The organism is Methylobacterium oxalidis, from assembly GCF_007992195.1.
In the GTDB taxonomy this organism is placed as follows: Bacteria; Pseudomonadota; Alphaproteobacteria; order Rhizobiales; family Beijerinckiaceae; genus Methylobacterium; species Methylobacterium oxalidis.
Map to the genome: position 1 here is coordinate 28,161 of NZ_BJZU01000007.1, position 21,696 is coordinate 49,856.

At 71.9% G+C, this 21,696-nt stretch carries 22 protein-coding genes; 13 read left to right on the plus strand and 9 right to left on the minus strand.

All coding sequences use genetic code 11. The features are described from left to right. Window positions 1-16: 16 nt before the first annotated feature. Window positions 17-559, plus strand: a complete 543-nt coding sequence (locus tag MOX02_RS03775; protein WP_147024394.1) for a DUF4142 domain-containing protein — start codon at window positions 17-19, stop codon at window positions 557-559. A 74-nt stretch (window positions 560-633) separates the two neighbouring features. Here MOX02_RS03775 and MOX02_RS03780 read toward each other — a convergent pair whose 3' ends face one another. Continuing rightward, on the minus strand, window positions 634-993 hold the full coding sequence (locus MOX02_RS03780; protein ID WP_147024395.1) for a DUF427 domain-containing protein: 360 nt from the start codon (window positions 991-993) through the stop codon (window positions 634-636). Further along, window positions 990-1,898 carry a methyltransferase domain-containing protein gene (locus MOX02_RS03785; RefSeq protein WP_147024396.1) on the minus strand — a complete coding sequence of 303 codons (909 nt, stop codon included), beginning with the start codon at window positions 1,896-1,898 and terminating at the stop codon, window positions 990-992. The genes MOX02_RS03780 and MOX02_RS03785 overlap by 4 nt, the downstream gene beginning before the upstream one ends. 193 nt (window positions 1,899-2,091) lie before the next feature. Between MOX02_RS03785 and MOX02_RS03790 the strand changes: the two genes are divergently transcribed. The 5 genes from MOX02_RS03790 (at window position 2,092) to MOX02_RS03810 (ending at window position 4,722) form a co-directional block, all read left to right on the plus strand. Further along, a complete protein-coding gene (locus tag MOX02_RS03790) occupies window positions 2,092-2,322 on the plus strand; it encodes a hypothetical protein (protein WP_147024397.1) in 231 nt (76 codons plus the stop codon). A gap of 7 nt (window positions 2,323-2,329) precedes the next feature. Continuing rightward, a complete protein-coding gene (locus MOX02_RS03795; protein ID WP_147024398.1) occupies window positions 2,330-3,094 on the plus strand; it encodes a ComF family protein in 765 nt (254 codons plus the stop codon). 308 nt (window positions 3,095-3,402) lie between these two features. Then, window positions 3,403-3,813, plus strand: coding sequence for a hypothetical protein (locus tag MOX02_RS03800; protein WP_238179526.1), 411 nt, complete (start codon window positions 3,403-3,405; stop codon window positions 3,811-3,813). 106 nt (window positions 3,814-3,919) lie between these two features. Continuing rightward, the gene (locus MOX02_RS03805; RefSeq protein ID WP_238179525.1) at window positions 3,920-4,300 is read left to right on the plus strand and encodes a glycosyl hydrolase; all 381 of its coding nucleotides are present in this window, start codon (window positions 3,920-3,922) and stop codon (window positions 4,298-4,300) included. 8 nt (window positions 4,301-4,308) lie between these two features. Next, window positions 4,309-4,722, plus strand: coding sequence for a hypothetical protein (locus tag MOX02_RS03810; RefSeq protein WP_147024399.1), 414 nt, complete (start codon window positions 4,309-4,311; stop codon window positions 4,720-4,722). Window positions 4,723-4,841: 119 nt separating this feature from the next. On the opposite strand, the gene zwf (MOX02_RS03815) is transcribed toward MOX02_RS03810, so the two are convergent. The 4 genes from zwf (MOX02_RS03815) to MOX02_RS03825 all read right to left on the minus strand — a co-directional run bounded on the left by zwf (MOX02_RS03815) (window position 4,842) and on the right by MOX02_RS03825 (window position 8,412). After that, window positions 4,842-6,320, minus strand: coding sequence for a glucose-6-phosphate dehydrogenase (gene zwf / locus MOX02_RS03815; RefSeq protein ID WP_147024400.1), 1,479 nt, complete (start codon window positions 6,318-6,320; stop codon window positions 4,842-4,844). Between the two features lie 500 nt (window positions 6,321-6,820). Then, the gene (locus MOX02_RS32925) at window positions 6,821-7,150 is read right to left on the minus strand and encodes an RNase A-like domain-containing protein (RefSeq protein WP_170267650.1); all 330 of its coding nucleotides are present in this window, start codon (window positions 7,148-7,150) and stop codon (window positions 6,821-6,823) included. Continuing rightward, window positions 7,084-7,470 carry a hypothetical protein gene (locus MOX02_RS03820; protein WP_147024401.1) on the minus strand — a complete coding sequence of 129 codons (387 nt, stop codon included), beginning with the start codon at window positions 7,468-7,470 and terminating at the stop codon, window positions 7,084-7,086. Before MOX02_RS03820 ends, MOX02_RS32925 begins: the two co-directional genes overlap by 67 nt. Window positions 7,471-7,566: 96 nt before the next feature. Next, window positions 7,567-8,412 (minus strand): SDR family NAD(P)-dependent oxidoreductase, encoded by an 846-nt coding sequence (locus tag MOX02_RS03825; protein WP_147024402.1) that lies wholly within the window; start codon window positions 8,410-8,412, stop codon window positions 7,567-7,569. Between the two features lie 173 nt (window positions 8,413-8,585). On the opposite strand from MOX02_RS03825, the gene MOX02_RS03830 reads away from it, so the two are divergent. From MOX02_RS03830 to MOX02_RS03845, 4 genes are all read left to right on the plus strand, one after another. After that, window positions 8,586-9,713: an endo-1,4-beta-xylanase gene (locus tag MOX02_RS03830; RefSeq protein WP_244948427.1), complete on the plus strand. Its 1,128-nt coding sequence runs from the start codon at window positions 8,586-8,588 to the stop codon at window positions 9,711-9,713. Window positions 9,714-9,880: 167 nt separating this feature from the next. Continuing rightward, window positions 9,881-11,470: a L,D-transpeptidase family protein gene (locus MOX02_RS03835; protein ID WP_147024403.1), complete on the plus strand. Its 1,590-nt coding sequence runs from the start codon at window positions 9,881-9,883 to the stop codon at window positions 11,468-11,470. 112 nt (window positions 11,471-11,582) lie between these two features. After that, window positions 11,583-12,002, plus strand: coding sequence for a DUF5990 family protein (locus MOX02_RS03840; RefSeq protein ID WP_147024404.1), 420 nt, complete (start codon window positions 11,583-11,585; stop codon window positions 12,000-12,002). A gap of 264 nt (window positions 12,003-12,266) precedes the next feature. Continuing rightward, the gene (locus tag MOX02_RS03845) at window positions 12,267-12,797 is read left to right on the plus strand and encodes a Dps family protein (protein ID WP_147024405.1); all 531 of its coding nucleotides are present in this window, start codon (window positions 12,267-12,269) and stop codon (window positions 12,795-12,797) included. A gap of 75 nt (window positions 12,798-12,872) precedes the next feature. On the opposite strand, the gene MOX02_RS03850 is transcribed toward MOX02_RS03845, so the two are convergent. Beyond that, window positions 12,873-15,542 carry a bifunctional acetate--CoA ligase family protein/GNAT family N-acetyltransferase gene (locus MOX02_RS03850; RefSeq protein WP_147024406.1) on the minus strand — a complete coding sequence of 890 codons (2,670 nt, stop codon included), beginning with the start codon at window positions 15,540-15,542 and terminating at the stop codon, window positions 12,873-12,875. 177 nt (window positions 15,543-15,719) lie between these two features. On the opposite strand from MOX02_RS03850, the gene MOX02_RS03855 reads away from it, so the two are divergent. From MOX02_RS03855 to MOX02_RS03865, 3 genes are all read left to right on the plus strand, one after another. Continuing rightward, window positions 15,720-16,412 carry a class II aldolase/adducin family protein gene (locus tag MOX02_RS03855; RefSeq protein WP_147024413.1) on the plus strand — a complete coding sequence of 231 codons (693 nt, stop codon included), beginning with the start codon at window positions 15,720-15,722 and terminating at the stop codon, window positions 16,410-16,412. Between the two features lie 644 nt (window positions 16,413-17,056). Next, complete coding sequence (locus MOX02_RS03860) at window positions 17,057-17,569, plus strand: Ros/MucR family transcriptional regulator (protein ID WP_147024407.1); 513 nt, start codon at window positions 17,057-17,059, stop codon at window positions 17,567-17,569. 179 nt (window positions 17,570-17,748) lie between these two features. Beyond that, a complete protein-coding gene (locus MOX02_RS03865; protein WP_147024408.1) occupies window positions 17,749-18,525 on the plus strand; it encodes a restriction endonuclease in 777 nt (258 codons plus the stop codon). On the opposite strand, the gene zwf (MOX02_RS03870) is transcribed toward MOX02_RS03865, so the two are convergent. Further along, on the minus strand, window positions 18,526-20,046 hold the full coding sequence (gene zwf, locus MOX02_RS03870) for a glucose-6-phosphate dehydrogenase (RefSeq protein WP_147024409.1): 1,521 nt from the start codon (window positions 20,044-20,046) through the stop codon (window positions 18,526-18,528). A gap of 106 nt (window positions 20,047-20,152) precedes the next feature. Continuing rightward, window positions 20,153-21,592 carry an efflux transporter outer membrane subunit gene (locus MOX02_RS03875; RefSeq protein ID WP_147024414.1) on the minus strand — a complete coding sequence of 480 codons (1,440 nt, stop codon included), beginning with the start codon at window positions 21,590-21,592 and terminating at the stop codon, window positions 20,153-20,155. Between the last annotated feature and the right edge of the window lie 104 nt (window positions 21,593-21,696).

Here is a 21,696-nt window from a genome sequence, read left to right on the forward strand (position 1 = left end):
CTGGAGGGAAACTGACATGAAAAAACATCTTCTAGTTGCTGCCTGCGTGGCCGCCCTCGCGGTTCCCGCGGCGACGCCCAGCCTCGCCCAGTCGCTCAGCGAGAAGAGCGGCCTGAACTCGCTCGTCGGCGCGGCGCCCTCGACCGCCGACTTCGTGAAGGAGGCCGCGATCAGCGACATGTTCGAGATCCAGTCGAGCCAGCTCGCCACCGAGCGGGGCGACGACGCCACGAAGACCTACGCCAAGCAGATGATCGAGGAGCACCAGAAGACCACCAGCGAGCTGAAGGGCCTCGTCCAGGGCGGCAAGGTGCAGGCGACGCTGCCGACGGAGCTCGACAGCGCGCACCAGAGCAAGCTCGACAAGCTGAAGGGCCTGCAGGGCAACGACTTCAACAAGCAGTACCACAGCGACCAGGTGAAGGCGCACAAGGACGCCGTGGACCTGTTCGGCCGCTACGCGAAGAGCGGCGACAATGCCGAGCTGAAGACCTGGGCCACCAAGACCCAGCCGCATCTCGACCATCACCTGAAGATGGCGCAGGACCTCGACAAGTAGGGGCAGCCCTCGCCCGTTCGGCGGGACCGTCGTCCCGGGTCGCCCGCGGGCCGATCCGGGACGACGGGCGGTCCCTAACCTTCCTCGATGGCGTCGACCTTGTCCGGGTAGAAGGCGAGGTGGCCGCGGATCGCCTCGACCGCCGGGAACGGATCCTCGTAGCTCCAGACCGCGTTCGGGCGCACCGCGCCGTTGACCACGATGTCGTAGTAGCTCGCCGCCCCCTTGTAGGGGCAGTGGCTGGTGCGGGCGCTCCTGCGGAACAGCACGAACGTCGCGTCCGTGCGGGGGATGTAGAGGACGGGCAGGTAGCTCGCCTCGCTGAGCCGCAGGGCGGCCCGCGTGTCGGCGACGGCGACGCTCCCCACGCTCACCCGCACCCGGTTGGCGTGCGGCGCGATCGTGATCGGGTGGTCGGGGCCGGGTTCTCTCATCGCGGGCTCCTCTCGGCGGGGATGCTGTCGGGATCGATCTCGCGCGTGTTGAGCGCGTCCGCGAGGCGCGCCCGGGCGCTGCCGGGCTTGAGCGGCTTCTGCTGGCTCTCGTGCGGCGCCCAGCCCGAGACCCAGAGGATCTCGAAGCTCGCCCGCAGGCGCCCGTCCGGGTCGGCGAAGCGGTCGGCGTAGATCTCGGCCGCGCGCACCAGCGTCGCCCGGCGCAAGGGGGTGCGGCGGCGCTCGGTCAGGACGTTGGTGAGGCCCATCGCGCGCAGGTCCCGCATCAGGGCGAAGGGGTCGGCGTAGCGCACGGTCAGGGTCTCGGTGTCGGTGACCGGCAGGGCGAAGCCCGCCCGCTGCATCAGGCCGCCGAGGTCGCGCACCTCGGCGAAGGGCGCGACGCGCGGGCTGATCCCGTCCTCGACCTCGCTCTCGGCCGCCGCGAAGGCCTGGCGCAGCTCCGTCAGGCTGCGGCCGCCGAGGAGGCAGCCGACGAAGAGGCCGTCCGGCCGCAGGGCGCGGCGGAGCTGGACGAGGGTGCCGGGCAGGTCGTTGACGTGCTGGAGCGCGAGCAGGGAGACCGCGAGGTCGAAGCTTCCAGGGGCGAAAGGCAGCGCCTCCGGATCGCCGACCGCGCGCGCGAGCCCGTCCGGCGCCTCGGGCACGGGCGAGAGGCGCAGCACGCTTCCCGAGCGCCCGCCGGCGGCGAGGCTCAGCGCGGCGGCCGGTGTCGGCGTGGCGAGGTCGAGGGCGTCGGCGAAGCGCCGCAGCACCGCGCCGAGCCTGTCCTCCAGATCCTCGACCGCGCGCGCGAGCAGGAAGTCGGCGTAGCCGACCGTCCGGGCCCGGGCGAGGCGGCGGCGGGCGAGCCCGGTGTCGAACAGGGGAATCGGGGCATCCATCGGGCAGAGAATGGGGCGGTGCCCGGACGGATGCCAGCGCCCCGGGCCGGCGGCGGCATGCACGCAGCGGGACGCTCCGGACCCATTCGCGCTGCCGGAGGTTTAATCCAGCCGCCGCAATCACGCTTGCGCGAGGTCGGAACGGCGCGGGGGTGGAGCCGTTCTCGCTCCACCGCAATCGGAGTATCCAGCCATGAAGCGCATCGTCCTCGGAGCCGCGATGGTCCTCTCGGCCCTGTCACTCAGCAGCACGGCCGAGGCCAAGGGCTGCATCAAGGGCGCCGTCGTCGGCGGCGTCGCCGGCCACATGGCCGGGCACGGCGTCGCCGGTGCGGCTGCGGGCTGCGCCATCGGCCGGCACCGCGCCAACAAGGCGGACCGCCGGAACAACGCGGGCCAGCAGCCCGGCCAGACGGCGCAGTAGGGGCCGCTTGCGGGCGCCGCTCCCCCGCGCGGCGCCCGCCCTCCGGGCGCTGCTGCGCGGCGCGCTCGGCCTCGTCTACCCGCCGAGTTGTGCCGCCTGCGGTGCCGCCACCGCCGATCCCGGCGCGCTCTGCCCCGCCTGCTGGGCTTCCCTGCGCCTGATCGAGGCGCCGCTGTGCCCGCGCTACGGCACGCCCTTCGCCCTCGATCTCGGCATCGGCCCGCTCCTCTCGCCCCGCGCCATCGCGGAGCCGCCCGTCTTCGGCCGGGCGCGAGCGGTCGCCCTCTACGACGGGACGGCGCGCGACCTCGTCCACCGCCTCAAGTACGAGGATCGTCTCGACCTCGCCGTACCGATGGCCCGGATGATGGCGGCGCGCGGCCGGGAACTCCTGGCCGAGGCGGATTGCGTCGTGCCGGTGCCGCTGCACCGCTGGCGCCTGTTCCGGCGCCGCTTCAACCAGGCCGCGCTGCTCGCCCGCCCGGTCGCGCACGCGGCGAGCCTACCCTTCGAGCCCGGCGCGCTGAAGCGGGTGCGGGCGACGCGCCAGCAGGTGGGCCTCAGCCGGGCCGGCCGCGCCGCCAACCTCCAGGGCGCCTTCCGGGTGCCGGAGGCCGGCCGCGCCCGGCTGCAGGGCCGGCGGGTCCTCCTCGTGGACGACGTCGCCACGACGGGAGCCACGGCGAACGCCGCGGCGCGCGCCCTGCTGCGGGGCGGGGCCGCCTCCGTCGACCTCCTCACCTTCGCCCTCGTCGCGCAGGACCCGCTCTGACGGGGACCGGACGGTCGCCGTCGCCGCGACGGAACGGATCGGCCGCATCCCCGTTTCTCGGCCCGTCCGCTCCCGGATCGGCACGCCGGCTCACGGGGTTCCGACCCGTAGAAGCGCGCCTACCCGCACCATAACGGCAGTCTATCTCGCGAGGACTGCGCCCGAATTGCCGTGCGTGCAACAAATTCAGCGCCCGATTTCCGAAAAACCATAAGAAAAACTTCGGAACGGTATCTGACGGTCGTGCATTTCTGGCCGCGAATATCGAGGCATCAGCCAGATATCGAATGCCAATTCGGAGGAAAACCATGTTGCTGAAGCAGATTCGCGTCGCCGCGCTGGCGACCACCTTCGTCGTGGGCGGTGCCGCGCTGGCCCTCGCCCAGTCGAGCTCGACCGTCGGCACCGGCGGTTCCTCGGCCGGCGGCGGCACCAGCTCCTCGACCGTGGGCACGGGCGGCTCGTCCGCCGGCTCCGGCAGCGGCTCGGGCTCCTCCTCGACGCTCGGCACGGGCGGCTCCTCGGCCGGCAGCGGCACCAGCTCGTCCACGGTGGGCACCGGCGGCTCCTCGGCGGGCAACACCACCGGCTCGACGGTGGGCACGGGCGGCTCGTCGGCCGGCTCGAAGGACAGCGGCATGAAGGACGGCCCCGGCAAGTCGGGCGAGCACGGCAAGGCCGGCGAGCACGGCCAGCACAAGGGTCTCGACAAGCGCTGAGCCCGATCCCGTGCGGGCGGCCCCGGTGCCGCCCAGCTCCCGCGCCCGGGCACGCCGCGAGGCGGCGCCCGGGACGCCATCCAGGCAGACGCTCAGGGAGACCTCCATGTCGCGCTTCAGCTTCCCCAGCCTCCTGCTGCCGGCCTTCGGCGCCGCGGCCCTCACGGGCGCGGTGGCGGCGGGCTACGCGCAGACCAGCACCGTCACGGCCGGACCCGGAGGCGTGTCGGGCGGCACCACCGCCACCAACAGCGAGGGCAAGCCCTGCCGCGTGGTGGAGGAGCGCTCGAAGGGCGACGGCGGCGTGACGAGTTCCGTCACGGCCGGTCCGGGAGGCGCCACGAGCTCCAGCACCGGCCCGAACTCGGTCACCGTCCGCTCCGGCGACGGCCGCACCAGCTCGTCGGTGAGCACCAGCGGCAACGGCTCGGCCGTGGTCGCGGGCTCCGGCGACTGCGTCGTCACCCGCAACCCCGACAAGAAGTGAGAGGCTCGATGCTCCGCCTGATCCTTCCCCTGGCGCTCTGCGCCACCTTCCTCGCGGGCTCCGCCCTCGCGCAGACGAGCGCCACCGGCGGCAGCGCCGGCTCGGCGGCCGCTGGCGGCACCTCGGCCTCGACGGTCGGCACCGGCGGCACCTCGACGGGCGCGGACGGGCGAACCGGCTCCTCCCTCGCCACCGGGGGCGCCGCCGCAGGCGACAAGGCCAAGAGCCGCTCGAACGTGAACGAGACCGGGCAGGGCCTCAACGGACAGTCCAAGGCGATGGCCCACGACGGCGGCACCTTCTCGAAATCGCAGACCAAGACCAAGGTGCGCGACGGCGAGTCGGTGGAATCGCGGACGAAGACGATGTCGCACGAGCCCGGCGAGAAGCCGGTGAAGTCGACCACGACGACGGGCCGCTAAACACCGGCCGATCGCCCGACCGGATGCCCTCCGGTCCGCCGGAGGGCGGGGGCGGAGCCCGGACCGCGCGAGGTCCGGGCTCTTGTTGCGTCGGCGCGGGTCTTCGAGACAGGTGCGCGTCAGCGCAGGTCCTCATGCCACGTGCGCCCGTCGCGCTCGATCAGGGCAATCGCGGCGGTCGGCCCCCAGGAGCCCGCGGCGTAGGGGCGGGGCGCCTCGGGCCGGTCGGCCCAGGCCTTCAGGAGCGAGTCCGCCCAGGCCCAGGCGACCTCGACCTCGTCGCGGCGCATGAACAGCGTCGGGTTGCCGCGCACCACATCCATCAGCAGGCGCTCGTAGGCGTCGGGGTAGCGCTGCTTGAAGGTCTCCTCGAAGGAGATGTCGAGGCCGGTCGGCCGCAGGCGCATGCCGCCGGGGCCCGGATCCTTGGTCATCACCTCGAGCTTCATGCCCTCCTGCGGCTGCAGGCGGATGACGAGCCGGTTCGGCTCCCGCCCGAAGGATTCCTCGGGGAAGATCGAGAAGGGCGAGGCGCGGAACTGCACCACGATCTCGGACATCTTCTGCGGCAGGCGCTTGCCCGTGCGCAGGTAGAAGGGCACGCCCGCCCAGCGCCAGGACTGCACCTCGAGCTTGAGCGCCACGAAGGTCTCGGTCCGGCTCTGCGACCCGGGACCGAGATCGGTGAGGTAGCCTTCCACCGGCTTGCCCTCGACGGCGCCCGCCGCGTACTGGCCGCGCACGGTGACGTGCTGGACGTCGTTCACCGTGATGGGCTTCAGGGCGCGGAGCACCTTCAGCTTCTCGTCGCGCACGGAGTTCGCGTCGAGGTTGAGCGGGCTCTCCATGGCGGTGAGGCAGAGGAGCTGCAGGAGGTGGTTCTGCACCATGTCCCGCAGGGCGCCCGAGGTGTCGTAGTAGCCGGCCCGGCCCTCGACGCCCACCGTCTCGCCCACCGTGATCTGCACGTGGTCGATCACGTCGGCGGTCCAGAGCCGCTCGAAGATGGTGTTGGCGAAGCGCAGCGCCAGCAGGTTCTGGACCGTCTCCTTGCCCAGATAGTGGTCGATCCGGAAGATCTGCTCCTCGGGGAAGACCTCGCCGACCGCGTCGTTGATGGCGCGGGCCGATTTCAGGTCCTTGCCGATCGGCTTCTCCAGCACGACGCGGCTCTTCTCGCCGATGAGCCCGTGGCGCGCGAGGTTCCGGCAGATCGCGCCGTAGAGGTCGGGCGAGGTGGCCAGGTAGTAGGGACGCACCTGGTCCGGCCGCTCGGCGAGCTTCTCCGCGAGGGCCTCCCAGCCGTCCTCGCCCGCGCCGTCCACCGCGACGTAGCCGAGATGGTCGACGAAGGCCGACAGCGCCTCCTCGGTGAGGTCGTGGCCCGGCACGAAGCGCTTGAGGGCGTCCCGCGCCCGCTCGCGGAACTGGTCACCCGTGATCTCGGAGCGCGACGCGCCGATGATGCGGCTCGTCGGCGGGATCTGCCCGTCCTTGTAGCGGTAGTAGAGGGCCGGCAGGAGCTTGCGGGTGGTGAGGTCGCCGGTGGCGCCGAACACGACGCAGTCGAAGGAGGCGACGGGGATGATGGTGGCCAAGGGCGGCTCCCGGGTTCGTGCGGCCTCGAAGGCGGGCGCTCCGAACGCACCGGCTGCTTCGCCGATCCGATTATACCCCTCGCAAGGGCTTAGCCAGACGGGGCCCCTCACGAGCGCGGCACATCGCGGCCTGTCAGGCTCCGTCGCGGCAGAGGTTGCAACCGGAGCGGGCTGGGACGGCTGTCGGCCTGCCCAATCCGGGCTCTGCGCGTATGTCCCAGCCGTATCGCATATCGCCTGCAGGAACGGCCTGTAGACGGTCTTGTCAGTGAAATATATCGACGCTTTGGAATGATACCACATCTCTGCAAGGTTATTATCGTCGGTACCGTCGTCTAAAACAGATTTCAGATAGATCTCGAGGATTTTCGATTTTTCCTTACCAAGCATCCTTAGCGGCGTTGCAATCGCATCCTCTAAATTGGGCCCATACACCTCGCAATCCTGATGGAAGAATCGGGAATATTCTAGGAATATTTCTCTCATTTCCAAAATCCGGTTCAATCCTCGTCGGCATTTTCGGGATATGCAGTGATGATGCGAAATCCTCGTTCAGCATCTGGATCGTGAACCATGAATATAGCGACGCCGTAGGTGGTCCTGATTCGGATTGGCGTGCCCATCGAAATACTGACAGCTTCGCGTCCTGTCGAATAACCAAACCACGTCTGCAGAAACGCGTCCTTTTGAGCCCCGGCGGCGACCCTATCTACTTCGTCTATATGATTCTTCAAAGTGTCCGATATGTAACTTATCGCAGCCTCTATGCTATCGAAAGATCCGACGCTTTTCCTCGGTGTTGATTGGGTAGTAAGCCAAAAAGAATGCACTCCTGCATCGCCGCCAGGCGCGCAATCAACTCTTGATCCGTCTTCCCGACGTGTCCGTCTACGATATGGCGGTTGAGATAGGGATCCTTCGCGAGTTCCTGTCCGGACGGCCGGTCACGTTCGCGGCCCGCTGCGGGCTGGATGAAAGAGTCATCGCTGGTCCACTGACCACCCCCGTCATGTCCTGCAGGCACACGTGGCTGGAGTGGATTGAAGCGTTCGAACGCAAGGTGCAGCCGCAGGAGCGCCAACTCGACGGCAAGGCCCGCAAGCTCCCATCGGATCGGGTGAGCATCGAGGGTGAAGCGTCTGTTTGTCATAGCTGCCCGCCACTGATCTTCCGATCGGCGTAGGACATCGAGCAGAAAATGTTAATACTTTCCTATTATGGATTGACGCACCGGAGCAGGGTCGGCTTATCCCTCCATGTGCCGCCGAAAGGCCTCGGCGAAGTCCGGGTGCCAGCGGGAGAGCGCGGGCCGGTTCTCGATGATGTCGCCCGCCGCCCAGGCGATGCGGCGCTCGTCCTGGGCCCGCGTCGTCTCGTTGTCGGGGCAGAGGATGTAGAAGTCGCCCCGCCCGAGACGCTCCAGCAGGAAGGCGACCGTCTCCTCCGGCGTCCAGGCGCCCTCCGGCTTCTCGGCGGCGCCGCGCGCCCGGGTGAGGCCGGTATAGACGAAGCCGGGGATAAAGAGGTGGGCGGTGACCGGGCAGCCCGCGCGCCCGGCGAGGTCGTGGGCGAGCGCCTCCGTCACCACCTTCACCCCCGCCTTCGAGACGTTGTAGGGCGTGTTGCCCGGCGGCGTGGTGATGCCCTGCTTCGAGCCGGTGACGATCACCGCGCCGGGCCGGCCCGCCTCGATCATGCCCGGCACGAAGGTGCCGATCCCGTTCACGACGCCCCAGAGGTTGGTGTCGAGGATGCGGTGCCAGAGGTCGAGGTCGGAGAAGAGCCGGCCGCCGGCCTCGATCCCGGCGTTGAGCATCAGCACCGCGGGCGGTCCCCCATGCGCCAGCACGGCGTCGCGGAGCGCGTCCACCGCCGCCCGGTCGCCGACATCGGTCGGCACCGCGCGCACCTCGACGGCGGCGACCGCCGCGACCTCGGCGCGGGCGGCCTCCAGCGCCTCGCCGGGGAGATCCGCGAGCCAGACGTTCATGCCGAGGCCCGCGAAGGCCCGGGCGGCGGCGAGGCCGAGGCCGCTCGCCGCCCCCGTCACGAGGGCGCAGCGGCCCGGGGCAAGGGCGGGGTGCTGGGACATGCGGGTCGCCTTCCGAATCCTAAGGCCGCGGTGGCCGGGTGTCCGGAGGGTGGGGCGGAGGGGCGGATTGTCGAGGGCTCGCGCGCGCGCCGGCCGCGTGCTTGAATGGACCTCCCCGTCCCGAGATCACCCCCGCCCCGCCCGTGAGTAAACCCGATCCGAGCCGCCGCGCGGTGCTCGCCGGACTGGCCGGTCTCGTCCCCGCCGGCCGCGCCGCCGCGGCGCACGCGCGTGAGGGCTCGTGGTCGGCCGACAGCCTGCACGCGGCCGCCGCCCGGACGGGCCTCGCCTACGGCACTGCCGTGCCGGTCGAGCGCATGGAGGACCGGGCCTATCTCGCCGCGGTCGCCCGCGAGTGCGGCATCCTCGTCCCCAACACCCAGACGAAGATGCTGAGCATCCTGACCGCCCCCGGCGTCGAGGATTTCTCCGAGACCGACAAGGTGCTGCGGCTCGCCCGCGCCAACGGGCAGCGCCTGCGCGGCCACACCCTGGTCTGGCACGACGGCATCCCCGCCTGGGCGCAGCCGCTTCTCGCCCGCGCCGGCGCCTATCAGGCGGAGAGCTTCCTGCGGCGCTGGATCGGCGCCGTGGCGGGCCATTGCCGCGGCCGGATCGAGGCGTGGGACGTCGTCAACGAGGTGCTGGCGCAGGGCGAGATCCGCCGCGCCGACGGCCTGCGCGAGACGCCGTGGCTCGCGGCGCTCGGCCCCGACTACATCGACCTCGCCTTCCGCATCCTGCACGAGGTCGACCCCAAGGCGGCGGGCACCTGGAACGAGGACGCCGTGGAGCAGGGCGTGCCCTGGATGGAGGCCCGCCGCACGCTGGTGCTGCGCCGGATCGAGGGCATGCGGGCGCGCGGCGTGCCGATCCACCGCTTCGGCCTGCAATCGCACCTCGCGAGCCCGATCCCGATCGACGAGCGCCAGCTCCGCCGATTCCTGCGCGAGCTCGGCCAGATGGGGCTCGGCATCGAGATCACGGAGCTGGACTTCGACGACCGCGCCTTCCCCGCCGACATCCCGACCCGGGACCGGATGGTGGCGGACTACGCCCGCCGCTACCTCGACGTGGTGCTCGACGAGCCGGCCGTCCTGAACGTCCTGACCTGGGACTTCTACGATCCCGCCACCTGGCTCAACGGCCACCCCGACCGGCGCCGCCCGGACGGGCTGCCCCAGCGGGCGCTGCCCTTCGACGGGGCGTGGCGCCGCAAGCCGCTCTGGCACGCGATGCGCAAGGCCTTCGCCGACGCGCCGGACCACCGAGCGGCGCGGGACCGCCTGCGGCGGGCCTGAGCCCGCGCCCTGGCGCGTGCGGAATGGGCGCTCCGGAGCGGCCACCGGATCCGGGGTGAGACCGCGCACCCGCCGCCGGGGGCGGACGGGCCGGCTCCACCCCCGCTCAGGGGATTGGTAACCATCCGCCCGCATGATCCCGCGCACGCTCCTGCGAAAGGCCCGCGATGCGCTCGCGTCTGTTCCCGTGTTACGCCCGCCTGCGCGCGGGCCTCTCGCCGCTGGCGCTGATCGCCGCCCTCGGCACGGCGTCCGCCGAGACGCCGGCAGCCCAGCCGCCGCAGGCGGTCACCGAGCCGGCTCCCCCCGCCCCCGCACCGGCGATCCCGGCCGCCCCGGCTCCCGCGCCGCAGCCGCCCGCGCAGCCCCTGGTCGAGGCGCCGGCACCGACGCCGCCCGCGGCGAAGAAGTCCCGCGAGCCGGCCCCCCTCGTCTACGCCCGGGTCTCCGAGGATCCGGTGCCGACGCTCGCCCCCTCGACCTTCCTCGACACGCTCCGCATGGCCGAGCGCTACCAGACCTATGCCGAGGCCGGAGGCTGGGAGAGCCTGCCAGCGGATCTCGTGCTGAAGCCCGGCGCCCAGAGCCCCACCGTGCCGAGCCTGCGCCACCACCTGACGCTGACCGGCGACCTGCCCGCCGACGCGCGCCCGAGCGACCGGCACGACGCGGCCCTGGTGGCGGCGGTGAAATCCTTCCAGGCCCGCCACGGCCTGCCCGAGACGGGTATCGTCGCCCGCCAGACGGTGGCGGCGCTGAATGTGCCGGCCGGCGTGCGCCAGCGCCAGCTCGCGGCCTCCGCGGCCAGACTGATGGGCTCGAACTTCCCCTTCGGCGAGCGCTACGTCACCGTGAACATCCCCTCGGCCACGGTCGAGGCGGTGGCGAAGGGGGCGGTCGCCCGCCGCTACGTCGCCGTGGTCGGCTCCACCGACAAGCCGACGCCGGGCGTCGAGACGCGCATCACCGACATCAACCTCAACCCGACCTGGACGGTCCCGGTCTCGGTGGTGAGGAACGAGATCATCCCAAAGATGCGCAAGGATCCGACCTGGCTCGCCAGGAACCGGATCCGCATCCTGGGCGCGGGCGGCGCGGAGGTGGACCCGACGGCCATCGACTGGAAGACCGAGCGGGCGGTGAACTACACGCTGCGGCAGGATTCCGGCCTCGACAACTCGCTGGGCCAAGTGCGCATCGACATGCCGAACCGCCACGCAGTCTACATGCACGACACGCCCTCGAAGTCTCTCTTCGCCCGCTCGGTGCGCTTCCACTCGCACGGCTGCGTCCGGGTCGGGCAGGTGAAGGAGTTCGCGGGCTGGCTGCTCGAAGGGACGCCGGGCCCGAACGGGCCGGGCACCGTCTGGGGACCAATGGAGATCGAGACCGGGATCGCCATGGGCGAGAGGCGGGATATCAAGCTCACGAAGCCGGTCCCGGTCGCCTTCGTGTACCTGACGGGCTACGCCACGCCGGACGGGCGCGCGCATTTCCGCGACGACATCTACGGGCTCGACACGCCGAGCCCGGCCCCGGCCCCGTCCGCTGCCGCGCCGGAGCCCCAGACGACGGGCGCGATCGGCCCCCGCCCCGCCGCGCCGAGGCCGCCGCGCCCCGAGCCGGCGCCCGCCGCGGCGCCCCCTGCGGCGCCGAAGCCCGAGGCGCGCAGGGCCGCCCCACCCGCCGCGGCGCCCCGGGCGATCGCCCGCGAGCCCGTGATGCTGCCGCCGGGCCTCGTCGGCCCGCGCGCCTAGTGGTCCGGTCCGCACGCGTGGTACCCGTGGCGCGGCATCGCTTCGAACCCGCGACCAGCCCTGGCCACGCCCGGTCGCGGGTAAGCCGGCACGTGCGACGCGAGGATCGGACATGGCGGCGGGTCAGGTCATCACCCTGAGGCTCACGATCCAGGATCCGGTCCCCGGCGTGGCCTACAGCCTGCAGGACAGGAAGAGCGTACCGGTGGGACCGGTCATCGCCGGCGCCGGGCCGATCTCGTTCGATGTTCCGGTGCGGGTCGCGCCGGGGCCGAGATTTCTCGGGGATTTCGTCCGCAGCGAAGGGGCGAGCAGGCGCTTCCTCTACCTCGCGATCGGCGAGCAGGCCGGGCAACGTCCGTCCGCATGGAGCCGGCGTGCCAAGATCGACATCCACCTGCTGCCCGCCGGGCTGCTGGAGAAGGCTCTGGCGGGAAAGGTTCTCGAGGCCCGGCTCCCGGGAAAGGCCGGGGACGGCAGTCCGGCTTGCGCGACGCTGCATCCGATCGCAGGCTGGCAGGTCGCCGATTGACCGAAACGCCGGGATGCCGACGCATCCGGGCGGCGTTCCCGAAGCGGGATCCTCGCGGGAAAGCCGCGGCATGCCGCGCGCCCCCGACCGCGCGCTTCACCGCGCGCTTCCTGGAATCGCTCCAAGCTACCCGCTCCGGGCAACGCTGGCCCGCGCGGCGGAACATTCGGCTTCACCGTTCATTCTGCCGATCGAGAGGCGCCGCGCAGATTGTGCAGGCGCCCGCGAAATCATTCACCGGCACTATCGATGGAGACCGAGACCATGGCCAAGGCCAAGCCCGCGCGTGTCGAGAGCGACCGCCTGAACACCCCGACCGACCTCGACCCGGCCGACGCCAAGAAGATCGCCGAAGGGCTCACGGTCCTGCTCTCCGATCTCTTCGCCCTCTACATCAAGACGAAGAACTTCCACTGGCACGTCAGCGGCCCGAATTTCCGCGACTATCACCTGCTCCTCGACGAGCAGTCGCAGCAGATCTTCGCGATCATCGACGCGGTCGGCGAGCGCGCCCGCAAGATCGGCGGCACCACGCTGCGGTCGATCGGCCAGGCGAGCCAGCTGAAGCGCGTCCAGGACAACGATGCCGAGTATGTCAGCCCGCTCGACATGCTGATCGAGCTCCGGGACGACAACAAGGCGCTGACCGCCCACATGCGCGAGTTGCACGAGGTCACCGACGAGGCGAACGACGTCTCGACCACGAGCCAGCTCGAGGAGTGGATCGACCAGTCCGAGGAGCGCACGTGGTTCCTCTACGAGTCGACCCGCAACGCCACCGAAGGCGGTCACTGACCGCCGCAGCGGTCCGGCACCGGCCCGCCCGCGGAGCCCCGCACATCGGTGCGGGGCTCCTCGCGTTTCCGAGCCCTACAGTTCCAGCCCCACCTTCATCACCCCCGGATCCTCCCGGTCCGGATGCACCGAGAAGCCGAGGCGGCGGCAGACGGCGAGCATCGGCCGGTTCTCCGGCAGCACCGAGCCCTCGACGCGCTTCAGCCCCTCCGCCCGGGCCCAGTCGATCATCAGGCGCATGAGGGCGAAGCCGAGCCCGGTGCCCTTGCGGTCCGAGCGGATCAGGATCGCGTACTCGCCGCTCTCGTGGTTGGCGTCGGCGTGGAGGCGCACGGCGCCGAGCATCGCGCCGCTCTCGACGTCCGTGGCCACGAACGCGATGGCGCGCGCGTAGTCGAGCTGCGTCAGCCGTGCCAGGAAGGCGTGGCTGAAGTCGCGCACCGGCGAGAAGAAGCGCAGGCGCAGATCCTCCTCGCTGACGCTGTGGAAGAAGGTCGCGAACAGGCCCTCGTCCTCGGGGCGGACCGGGCGCACGCGGATCGGGCGGCCCCGCAGCGTCATGGTGCGCTCCCACTCGGCCGGGTAGGGCCGGATCGCGAAGCGCGGATGGCCGGCACCGCGGGCGGTGCGGCCCGGCATCGCCACCGCGCGGGAGACGCGCACCCGGGCATCGAGCGCCACGGCGCCGGTGTCGTCGGCCAGCAGCGGGTTGAGGTCGAGCTCGCGCACCTGCGGCAGGTCGGCGGCGAGCTGGGCGAGCTTCACGAGGACGAGGCTGAGCGCCCGCATGTCGACGGCGGGCACGTCCCGGTAGGCGGCGAGCCGCCGCGCCACGCGGGTGCGCGAGATCAGCTCGCTCGCCAGCGCCAGATCGAGGGGCGGCAGCGCCAGCGCCCGGTCGTCGATGACCTCCACCGCCGTGCCGCCGCGCCCGAACACCACCACGGGCCCGAAGGCGGGGTCTTCGGCGAGCCCCGCGATCAGCTCGCGCCGCCGGCCCCGCCGCAGCATCGGCTGCACCGCGAAGCCCTGGACGCGCGCCTGCGGCCGCTCGCGCCGGGCGCGGGCCAGGATCTCGCGGGCGGCCGTGCGCACGTCGGCCTCGCTCGTCAGGTCGAGGCGCACGCCGCCGATGTCGGACTTGTGGACGATGTCCGGCGAGACGACCTTGAGCGCCACGGTCCCGCCCCGCGCCAGGATCGGCCAGGCGGCCTCGGCGGCCGCGTCGATGTCGGGGGCCAGCGTCAGGGGCACGGTCGGGATGTCGTAGGCCGACAGGAGCGCCGCGACGCTCACCGGATCGAGCCAGGTCGCCCCCTGCGCCAGCGCCCGGGCGACGATGGCGCGGGCCTCGTCCGCCCGCGGCGCGAAGTCCCGCGGCAGGGAATCCGGCGTGCGCATCAGGTCGTCCTGCGCCTCGCGGTAGCGGACGAGGTGCAGGAAGCCCTCGACCGCGTCGGAATCCGTGGCGAAGCGCGGGATGCCGGCCTCCGCGAGGTGGGTGGTCGCGGCCTCGCCCTCGCCGAGCGACACGGCGAAGACCGGCTTCCGGCGCCCTCCGCCGGCGCGGGCCGCCTTCACGGACTCGGCGATGCAGGCGGCCACCGCGGTGCCGTCCGAGCGGGCGGTGGGGACGTGGATCGCCAGCACCGCGTCGTTCGCCCGGTCGGCCAGGAGCGGTGCCAGCGCCGCCCGGTAGGCGGCGGCGTCCGCATCGACGCCGAGATCGACGGGGTTGCGCGCCGAGAACCCGTCGGCCGGGGTGATCTCGGCGAGGCTGCCGCCGAGATCGGCGAGCCGGTCGGCGGCCAGCGCGCCGATGCCGCGGCCGTTCGCCAGGATCGCGAGGCGCTTGCCGGGAAAGGGGCGCTGGCGCCCCAGCGTCTCGACGGCGGAGAACATCTCGTCGAGGTCGCGCACGGCGAGCAGGCCCGCCCGCCGGAAGGCCGCCTGGTAGACCGCGTCGGGCCGGGCGAGGGCGCCCGTATGGGTCTCGGGCGAGGGCCGGTCCGCGTCGCGCCGGCCGATCCGCAGCACCACGACGGGCTTGGCGCGGGCGGCGGCGCGGGCGGCCGACATGAACTTGCGCGCGTCCGGCACCGTCTTGAGGCAGAGCAGGATCGCCCGGGTACCGAGGTCGCCCGCGAAATGGTCGAGGCAGTCCGCCACGTCGATGTCGACCGAGCGGCCGAGGGACAGAACCGCCGAGAACCCGACCGAGCGCCGCGCCGCCCACTCGACGATGCCCGAGGCGACCGTGCCGGACTGGGAAACGAGGGCGAGGTCCCCGCGGGCCGGCATGTGGGCGAGGAGGCTGGCGTTGAGGCGTTGGCCCGGCACCGCGAGCCCGATGCTGTTCGGCCCGAGGAGGCGCAGGCCGTGGGCCCGCGCCAGCGCCCGGGTGCGCGGCCCGGGATCTTCCGGCGCCTCGCCGAGATCGGCCGTGAGGATGGCGGCCGCCCCCGCCCCGCGCAGGGCCGCGTCCTCGACGATGCCGGGCACGACCGCGGGCGGGGCCGCGACGACCACGAGGTCGGGCGCCTCGGGGAGGTCGGAGACCCGGCCGAAGCAGGGCGTCCCGTCGACCTTGGCGTGGCGCGGGTTCACGGGGAAGACCGGCCCGGCGAAGCCGGCCCGGCGCAGGTTCTCCAGGACGGCGCGGCCGAGCGAGCCCTCCCGGTCGCCCGCCCCGGCGAGCGCGACCGAGCGCGGGCGCAGCAGCGCCTCGAAGCGGTAGGTGCTCATGGCCAGCCCCCGATACCGCGCCCGGCCGTTCCGGGCTCCGCGGCCTGGGGACGCGAATTCGGCGCGCGCGTCAACGGGGCACCGGCGAGGGCCGGCGCCGGAGGGCACGGCGCGGCCGGCAGGATGGTTCCGAGCGCCCGGATTTCCCTCGTGCGCGCGTTGCTCTACGAGGCGGTGATGGAAGCCGAGACCTCCTCCGAATCCGCCCTGCGCCGCGCCGTCGTCGAGGCGTCCAACCGGATCATCGCCCTCGGGCTCAGCCAGGGCACCTCCGGGAACGTCTCGGTGCGGTTCGGGGACGGCTTCCTGGTCACGCCTTCCGGGATCCCGGCCGAGGATCTCGCGCCCGGCCACATCGTGCCGATGGATCTCTCCGGGCGCCACGACCACCCGCTCGCGCCCTCCTCGGAGTGGCGCTTCCACCGCGACATCCTGGCGACGCGGCCGGAGATCGGCGCCGTCGTCCACGCCCACCCGCCCTACGCGACCGGGTTTGCGATCTGCGGGCGGGAGATCCCGGCGGTTCACTACATGATCGCGATGGCGGGGGGCCCGAGCATCCGCTGCGCGCCCTACGCGCCCTACGGCACCGAGGCCCTGTCCGAGGCGGCGCTCGCCGCCCTCGACGGGCGGAGCTGCTGCCTGCTCGCCAACCACGGCATGATCGCCACGGGGCCCGATCTTGCCAGAGCCCTGTGGCTCGCCGTCGAGGTCGAGGCGCTCTGCCGGCAGTACGCGATCGCGCTGCAGGTCGGCACGCCGGTGGTGCTCGACGATGCCGAGATCGCGCGCACAGTGGAGCGGTTCAAGTCCTACGGCCCGCGAAAGGTGGCCGCGGCTTCCGATCGGAGCGTCGACGTAGAGGGCTGACGCCGCGCGAGATCGACATTAGTAGTTTTGTATCAGGTGCTTATCAAAAGTTAAATGTGTTGATGTAGAGCCACACATGCTAGGTTTTAGGCAAGCCGCAGAATAGTGCAGGCAACGGAGACCTGGCTTCTCCACAGCTCATCGAAACATCGCGAGAATGTGATCTGACCTTTGCTTCTCCGGAGCGTCTTCTGACGCGATGAAGAACGTTGCTCGGGTCTGCCGCAGCGCATCGGCGAACGCAACGCTCGGTTCCGAGCACGTCCGCCCGTCATCCCCGGCGTCGAGGGGACACCTCAACTCAGAGTTGCTAAAGTTGAGCGATAGCTGCCCCGCAACAGCCTCACGTCGAACTCCCCGGCGTGCGGCCTCCGAGCATGCAACGTCCGCTTTCGATCGCGTCGGGGAAAGGAAGGGGATTGCCCCTCCATTTCACCACCGGGCATGTACTTCCGTCTCTGCCGATCTGGTCGCCTATTTGACAGTTGAATTTTTCCGTAATTCTCGTCATTGATCTTGCGCAGGCCGAAAAAATTTCGGACATCGAAGTCGCTTCCAGATCACCACCTTATCCGGGTCAGCCTGGACAGGCGTAAGCCTGAGGCCGGCCGGCCGGGATCCTTCTTCCACCACAGGGGACGCTAATGACGGCGGAGAACAGCGGTTTGCCGGACTATATCGAGCTCGCCGCGGACATCGTTTCGGCTTTCGTGAGCAACAATTCCGTGCCCGTCGCGGATCTGCCGGCCCTCATCGCGTCCGTCCACTCGACGCTGGGCCGCCTCTCGAACGGCCCGGCCGAGGAGAAGGTGGAGCCGCCTCAGCCCGCCGTGTCGGTGAAGCGCTCGATCACGCCCGACTTCATCGTCTGCCTGGAGGACGGCAAGAAGTTCAAGTCGCTCAAGCGCCACCTGCGCACGCGCTACGACATGACGCCGGACGAGTACCGGCAGAAGTGGAATCTCCCCGTGGACTACCCGATGGTGGCGCCGAACTACGCGGCGGCCCGCTCGGAACTCGCCAAGAGCATGGGCCTCGGCCAGCAGCGCCGGAAGTCCCGCTCGAAGGCGGCCGACGCCCGGACCGGGGACGGCAAGGCCCCCGCCGCCCCGCGCGCCCGCCGCGCCAAGGCCGCTCCAGCCGAGGCGGGGTCGTAGGGCTCCCGCCCTCGCGGCGGCCGGGGCATCCCGGGCCCGGGATATCCGCAGGCCCGGGATATCCACAAGCCGATGATCCCGCGGTCGCGCGGGCGCCGGCCCGTTAGAGATCGGGCAAGCTGCCGGCGGCAAGGCTCGTCCCCGCGGCCGCCCAGGGTCGTGGCCGCGGAGACGGGATCATGGCCGGCCGGGGAAGGCTCGCGGCACCTCTGTTCTGGACCTGCGTCGTCGGCGGCACGGCGGCCCTCTGGCTCGGGCGCCCGGCGCTCGTCGCGACCGGCATCGCCGTCGTGCTCATCCTGCTCAGGGCGCTCGACCGCCCGGCCCGGTTCCGCCGGCTGGTGCGCCGGGTGGCGCGCCGCCACGCCCGCACGCTTGCCCTGCGCCAGCGCCAGGAGAGCTTCATCGACGCCTACGGCAACCTCGTCCGCGACGGCTGGCTGCGCGAGCGGGAGTACTTCGTCGAGCGCACGGTCCTGCCCGAGATCGAGGCTCGCGGCTTCTCCGACTACGCCGAGGACCGGTTCGAGGCGATGGTCGAGATCGTCGAGTCGGTCGCGGCCGCCGTGGACCTGCCCGACGAGACCGAGGCGCCCGACGACGGCACCGGCTACGAGCAGTTCTGCGCCGCGCGCCTCGCCGCGGCGGGCTGGCGGGCGCACGCGACGGGCGGGAGCGGCGACCAGGGCGCCGACATCGTGGCCGAGCGCGACCGGGTGCGCCTCGTCGTCCAGTGCAAGCGCTACGGCAAGCCCGTCGGCAACGCCGCCGTGCAGGAGGCGGCGGCGGCCGCCCGCTACTGGTCGGGCGACATGGCGGCCGTGGTCACGAACGCGGGCTTCACGCCGGCCGCCCGCAAGCTCGCCGCCGCGACCGGAGTGCTCCTCCTCCACCACGATGACCTCGCGGACCTGCACCCGGTCCGACAGGTCCGCGGCGGGGCCCGCGCCGGCTGATCAGCCCTCCCCGCCGAGGGGCAGCCAACGCCGTCCGTCGCGGGCGAGGAGGTCGTCCGCCTCCGTCGGCCCGTCCGTGCCGGCGGCGTAGAAGGCGACGTCGGCCCCCTTCCACGCCTTGAGGAGCGGGTCGACCGCGGCCCAGCCGGCCTCGATGTTGTCGGCCCGCTGGAACAGGGTCGCGTCGCCGACCATGCAGTCGTAGAGCAGGGTCTCGTAGCCGACATTCGGCTTCTCGGGGAAGAAGTCGGCGTAGCGGAAGCGGGTGGCGACGCTGCCGAGCGCCATCTTGGGCCCCGGCCGCTTCACGTTGAGCACGGTGCTCGATCCCTGCTCGGGGTCGATGGTCAGGCGCATCACGTTCGGCGCGAGCTCCGTCACGCCGGTCTCCCGGAAGAGGCGGAAGGGCGGCGGCTTGAAGTGGATCGCGATCTCGGTGAGGCGGTCCGTCATGCGCTTGCCGGTGCGCAGGTAGAAGGGCACGCCGGCCCAGCGCCAGTTCTCGATCTGCAGCTTGAGGGCGACGTAGGTCTCGGTGCGCGAATCCGCGGCGACGTGCGGCTCGTCCCGGTAGCCGACGACCGCCTGGCCGCCCTCGGTCCCGGCCGTGTACTGGCCGCGCACCGCGTCGCCCGGCTCGATCGGGCGCACGGCCTCGGCGAGCTTCGCCTTCTCGGTGCGCACCGCCTCGGCCTCGAAGGAGTTCGGCGGCTCCATCGCCACCATGCAGAGGAGCTGGAACAGGTGGTTCGGCACCATGTCGCGCAGCGCCCCGGTCGGCTCGTAGAAGGCCCCGCGCTCCTCGACGCCGATCGTCTCGGCCGCCGTGATCTGGACGTGGTCGACGTATTCCCGCCGCCAGACCGGCTCCAGCATGCCGTTGGCGAAGCGCAGCGCCATCAGGCTCTGCACCGTCTCCTTGCCGAGGAAGTGGTCGATGCGGAAGAACTGGCTCTCGTCGGCCTGCCTGAGGATGCGGGCGTTCAGCGCCTGCGCCGAGGCGAGGTCGGAGCCGAACGGCTTCTCGATGACGACCCGGCGGAAGGCGCCCTCCGACTGGGCGAGGAGGCCGGCCTGCCCGAGCTGCTCGACGATCGACCCGAAGAAGCGGGCCGCCACCGCGAGGTAGAAGACGACGCTGCCCCCGATCCGGTCCTTCAGCGCCGCGTAGGAAGCCGGATCCTCGAAGTCGCCCTTCAGGAAGTGGATGCGCTCGCGCACGAAGCCCCAGGCCGCCGGATCGATGCGGTCGGCGTGGAACTCCGAGGTCTTGTCCTTCGTGAAGGATTCCATCGTCTGCGTGAGGTCCGCGCGCAGGCCCTCGTCGGTGTTGTCGTTGTGGTCGACGCCGAGGATCCTGAACCCCTCGGCGAGGAGGCCCGCGCCGGACAGGTTGTAGAGGGCGGGCATCAGCAGGCGCTTCGTCAGGTCGCCGGCCGCGCCGAAGATCACGAGTGTGCAGGGCGGCGCGGCCTGCGTGCCGCAGGCGGCGCGCCCGCTCGGGGTGACGGTGGGTTCCATCGGCAGGCTCCGGGTGCGCGCCCCGCCGGAAGCTCGGCCGGCGGGTTTCGCACGTCAAACGAGCGATGACGGCGCCCGTTCCGGGCTCGCGGAGCCGTGTACGGCGCTACTCGTCGGTGCGCACGGCCTGGCCGCCCCGGTCGATCGGCAGGCGCGGGCCCTTCAGCTCCGGGCCGCCGGGCAGGCTGCGCACGTCCCAGCCGCCGCCGAGCGCCCGGATCAGCGACACGGCGGTGGTGAAGCGGCTGAGCCGCACCTGGAGGGCGGCGACCTCGTTGTTGAGGGCGAGCCCCTGGGCGGTCACGACGGTGGTGAAGTTCTGGGTGCCGGCGCGGTACTCGTTGAGGGTGATCTCGACGGCGCGGCGGGCCGAGGCGAGGGCCGCGTCCTGAGCCACCTGCTGGCGGGCGAGGATGCGCACGCCCGCGAGCCCGTTCTCGACCTCGCCGAAGGCGGTGAGCACCACCTGGCGGTAATTGGCGACCGCCCCGTCGTAGGCCGCGCGCGCGCCCTGGAGGGCGGCGGCGCGGGCGCCGCCGTCGAACAGCACCTCGGTGCCCGACGCGGCCACCGACCAGACCTGGTTCGCCGCCGAGAACAGGCCGTTGCGCGGGTCGCCCGAGATGCCGCCGGACGCCGAGAGGGTCACCGTGGGATAGAAGGCCGCGACCGCGACGCCGATCAGCTCGCTCTGCTGCTGCACGGCCCGCTCGGCCTGGGCGATGTCGGGGCGCCGCTCCAGGAGGTCGGACGGGATGCCGACCGGCACCGCCGGCGGCCGGACGGCGAGGGAGGCCACGGGGATCGAGACCTCGGAGGGCGGGCGCCCGACGAGGATCGCGATGGCGTGCTCGAAGGTCGCCCGCTGGAGCCCGACCGCGATGGCCGAGGCCTGCGTCGTCTGCACCTGCGTCTGCGCCGTGATCACGTCCGAGCGGGCGGCGACGCCCGCATTGTACTGGTTCTCGGTGATCGCGAGCGTCTTCTTGAAGTTCTCGACGTTCTCGTTGAGCACCCGCTGCAGGGCGTCGTTGTAGCGGAGCTGCAGGTAGTTCGTGACGAGCTCGGCCTGGACGGCGAGGCGCACGGCGCCGATCTGGGCGGCGTCGGCCTGCGCCGCGGAGACCTCGGCCTCGATGTTGCGGCGGACGCCGCCGAACAGGTCGAGTTCCCAGCTCGCCTGCCCCTGGAGCGAGACGTTGGTGCGCTCGACGCCCGCGGTCCGCACGCGCGTGATCGAGGGGGCGCCGATCACGGTCGGGTAGAGGGCGGCGCGGGCCTGCTCCACGAGGGCGCGGGCCTGCCGGTAGCCCGCCACGGCCTGGCGCAGGGTCTGGCTGTCCACGTCCACGAGGCGCACGAGCCGGTCGAGGGTCGGGTCGTTGAAGACCCGCCACCAGTCGCCGCGCTCGGCCCCGTCGTTCGGCTGGGCGAGGCGCCAGCCCTTCTTCGAGGCGACGTGCGCGGCGCTGTCCTCGCGCTGCCCACCCTCCTTGAACGCGAGCGGCGTCTCGACGGAGGGCCGCGCGTAGTCGGGCCCGACCATGCAGCCGCCGAGGGAGGCGGCGAGGAGGATGACGGCCGCGCACCGCGAGGGACGGAATTTCTCGAAGGCCGCGACGGGCCTCCTCTCCCGTGCGGGAGAGGGTC

Bases quoted from the DNA above. Each gene is read 5' to 3' on its own strand.
- MOX02_RS03775 (WP_147024394.1), top strand. From the start codon at position 17: ATGAAAAAACATCTTCTAGTTGCTGCCTGCGTGGCCGCCCTCGCGGTT.
- MOX02_RS03780 (WP_147024395.1), bottom strand. From the start codon at position 993: ATGAGAGAACCCGGCCCCGACCACCCGATCACGATCGCGCCGCACGCC.
- MOX02_RS03785 (WP_147024396.1), bottom strand. From the start codon at position 1,898: ATGGATGCCCCGATTCCCCTGTTCGACACCGGGCTCGCCCGCCGCCGC.
- MOX02_RS03790 (WP_147024397.1), top strand. From the start codon at position 2,092: ATGAAGCGCATCGTCCTCGGAGCCGCGATGGTCCTCTCGGCCCTGTCA.
- MOX02_RS03800 (WP_238179526.1), top strand. From the start codon at position 3,403: ATGTTGCTGAAGCAGATTCGCGTCGCCGCGCTGGCGACCACCTTCGTC.
- MOX02_RS03805 (WP_238179525.1), top strand. From the start codon at position 3,920: ATGTCGCGCTTCAGCTTCCCCAGCCTCCTGCTGCCGGCCTTCGGCGCC.
- MOX02_RS03810 (WP_147024399.1), top strand. From the start codon at position 4,309: ATGCTCCGCCTGATCCTTCCCCTGGCGCTCTGCGCCACCTTCCTCGCG.
- MOX02_RS03820 (WP_147024401.1), bottom strand. From the start codon at position 7,470: ATGACAAACAGACGCTTCACCCTCGATGCTCACCCGATCCGATGGGAG.
- MOX02_RS03825 (WP_147024402.1), bottom strand. From the start codon at position 8,412: ATGTCCCAGCACCCCGCCCTTGCCCCGGGCCGCTGCGCCCTCGTGACG.
- MOX02_RS03835 (WP_147024403.1), top strand. From the start codon at position 9,881: ATGCGCTCGCGTCTGTTCCCGTGTTACGCCCGCCTGCGCGCGGGCCTC.
- MOX02_RS03840 (WP_147024404.1), top strand. From the start codon at position 11,583: ATGGCGGCGGGTCAGGTCATCACCCTGAGGCTCACGATCCAGGATCCG.
- MOX02_RS03845 (WP_147024405.1), top strand. From the start codon at position 12,267: ATGGCCAAGGCCAAGCCCGCGCGTGTCGAGAGCGACCGCCTGAACACC.
- MOX02_RS03850 (WP_147024406.1), bottom strand. From the start codon at position 15,542: ATGAGCACCTACCGCTTCGAGGCGCTGCTGCGCCCGCGCTCGGTCGCG.
- MOX02_RS03855 (WP_147024413.1), top strand. From the start codon at position 15,720: ATGGAAGCCGAGACCTCCTCCGAATCCGCCCTGCGCCGCGCCGTCGTC.
- MOX02_RS03860 (WP_147024407.1), top strand. From the start codon at position 17,057: ATGACGGCGGAGAACAGCGGTTTGCCGGACTATATCGAGCTCGCCGCG.
- MOX02_RS03865 (WP_147024408.1), top strand. From the start codon at position 17,749: ATGGCCGGCCGGGGAAGGCTCGCGGCACCTCTGTTCTGGACCTGCGTC.
- zwf (WP_147024409.1), bottom strand. From the start codon at position 20,046: ATGGAACCCACCGTCACCCCGAGCGGGCGCGCCGCCTGCGGCACGCAG.
- MOX02_RS03875 (WP_147024414.1), bottom strand. From the start codon at position 21,592: ATGGTCGGGCCCGACTACGCGCGGCCCTCCGTCGAGACGCCGCTCGCG.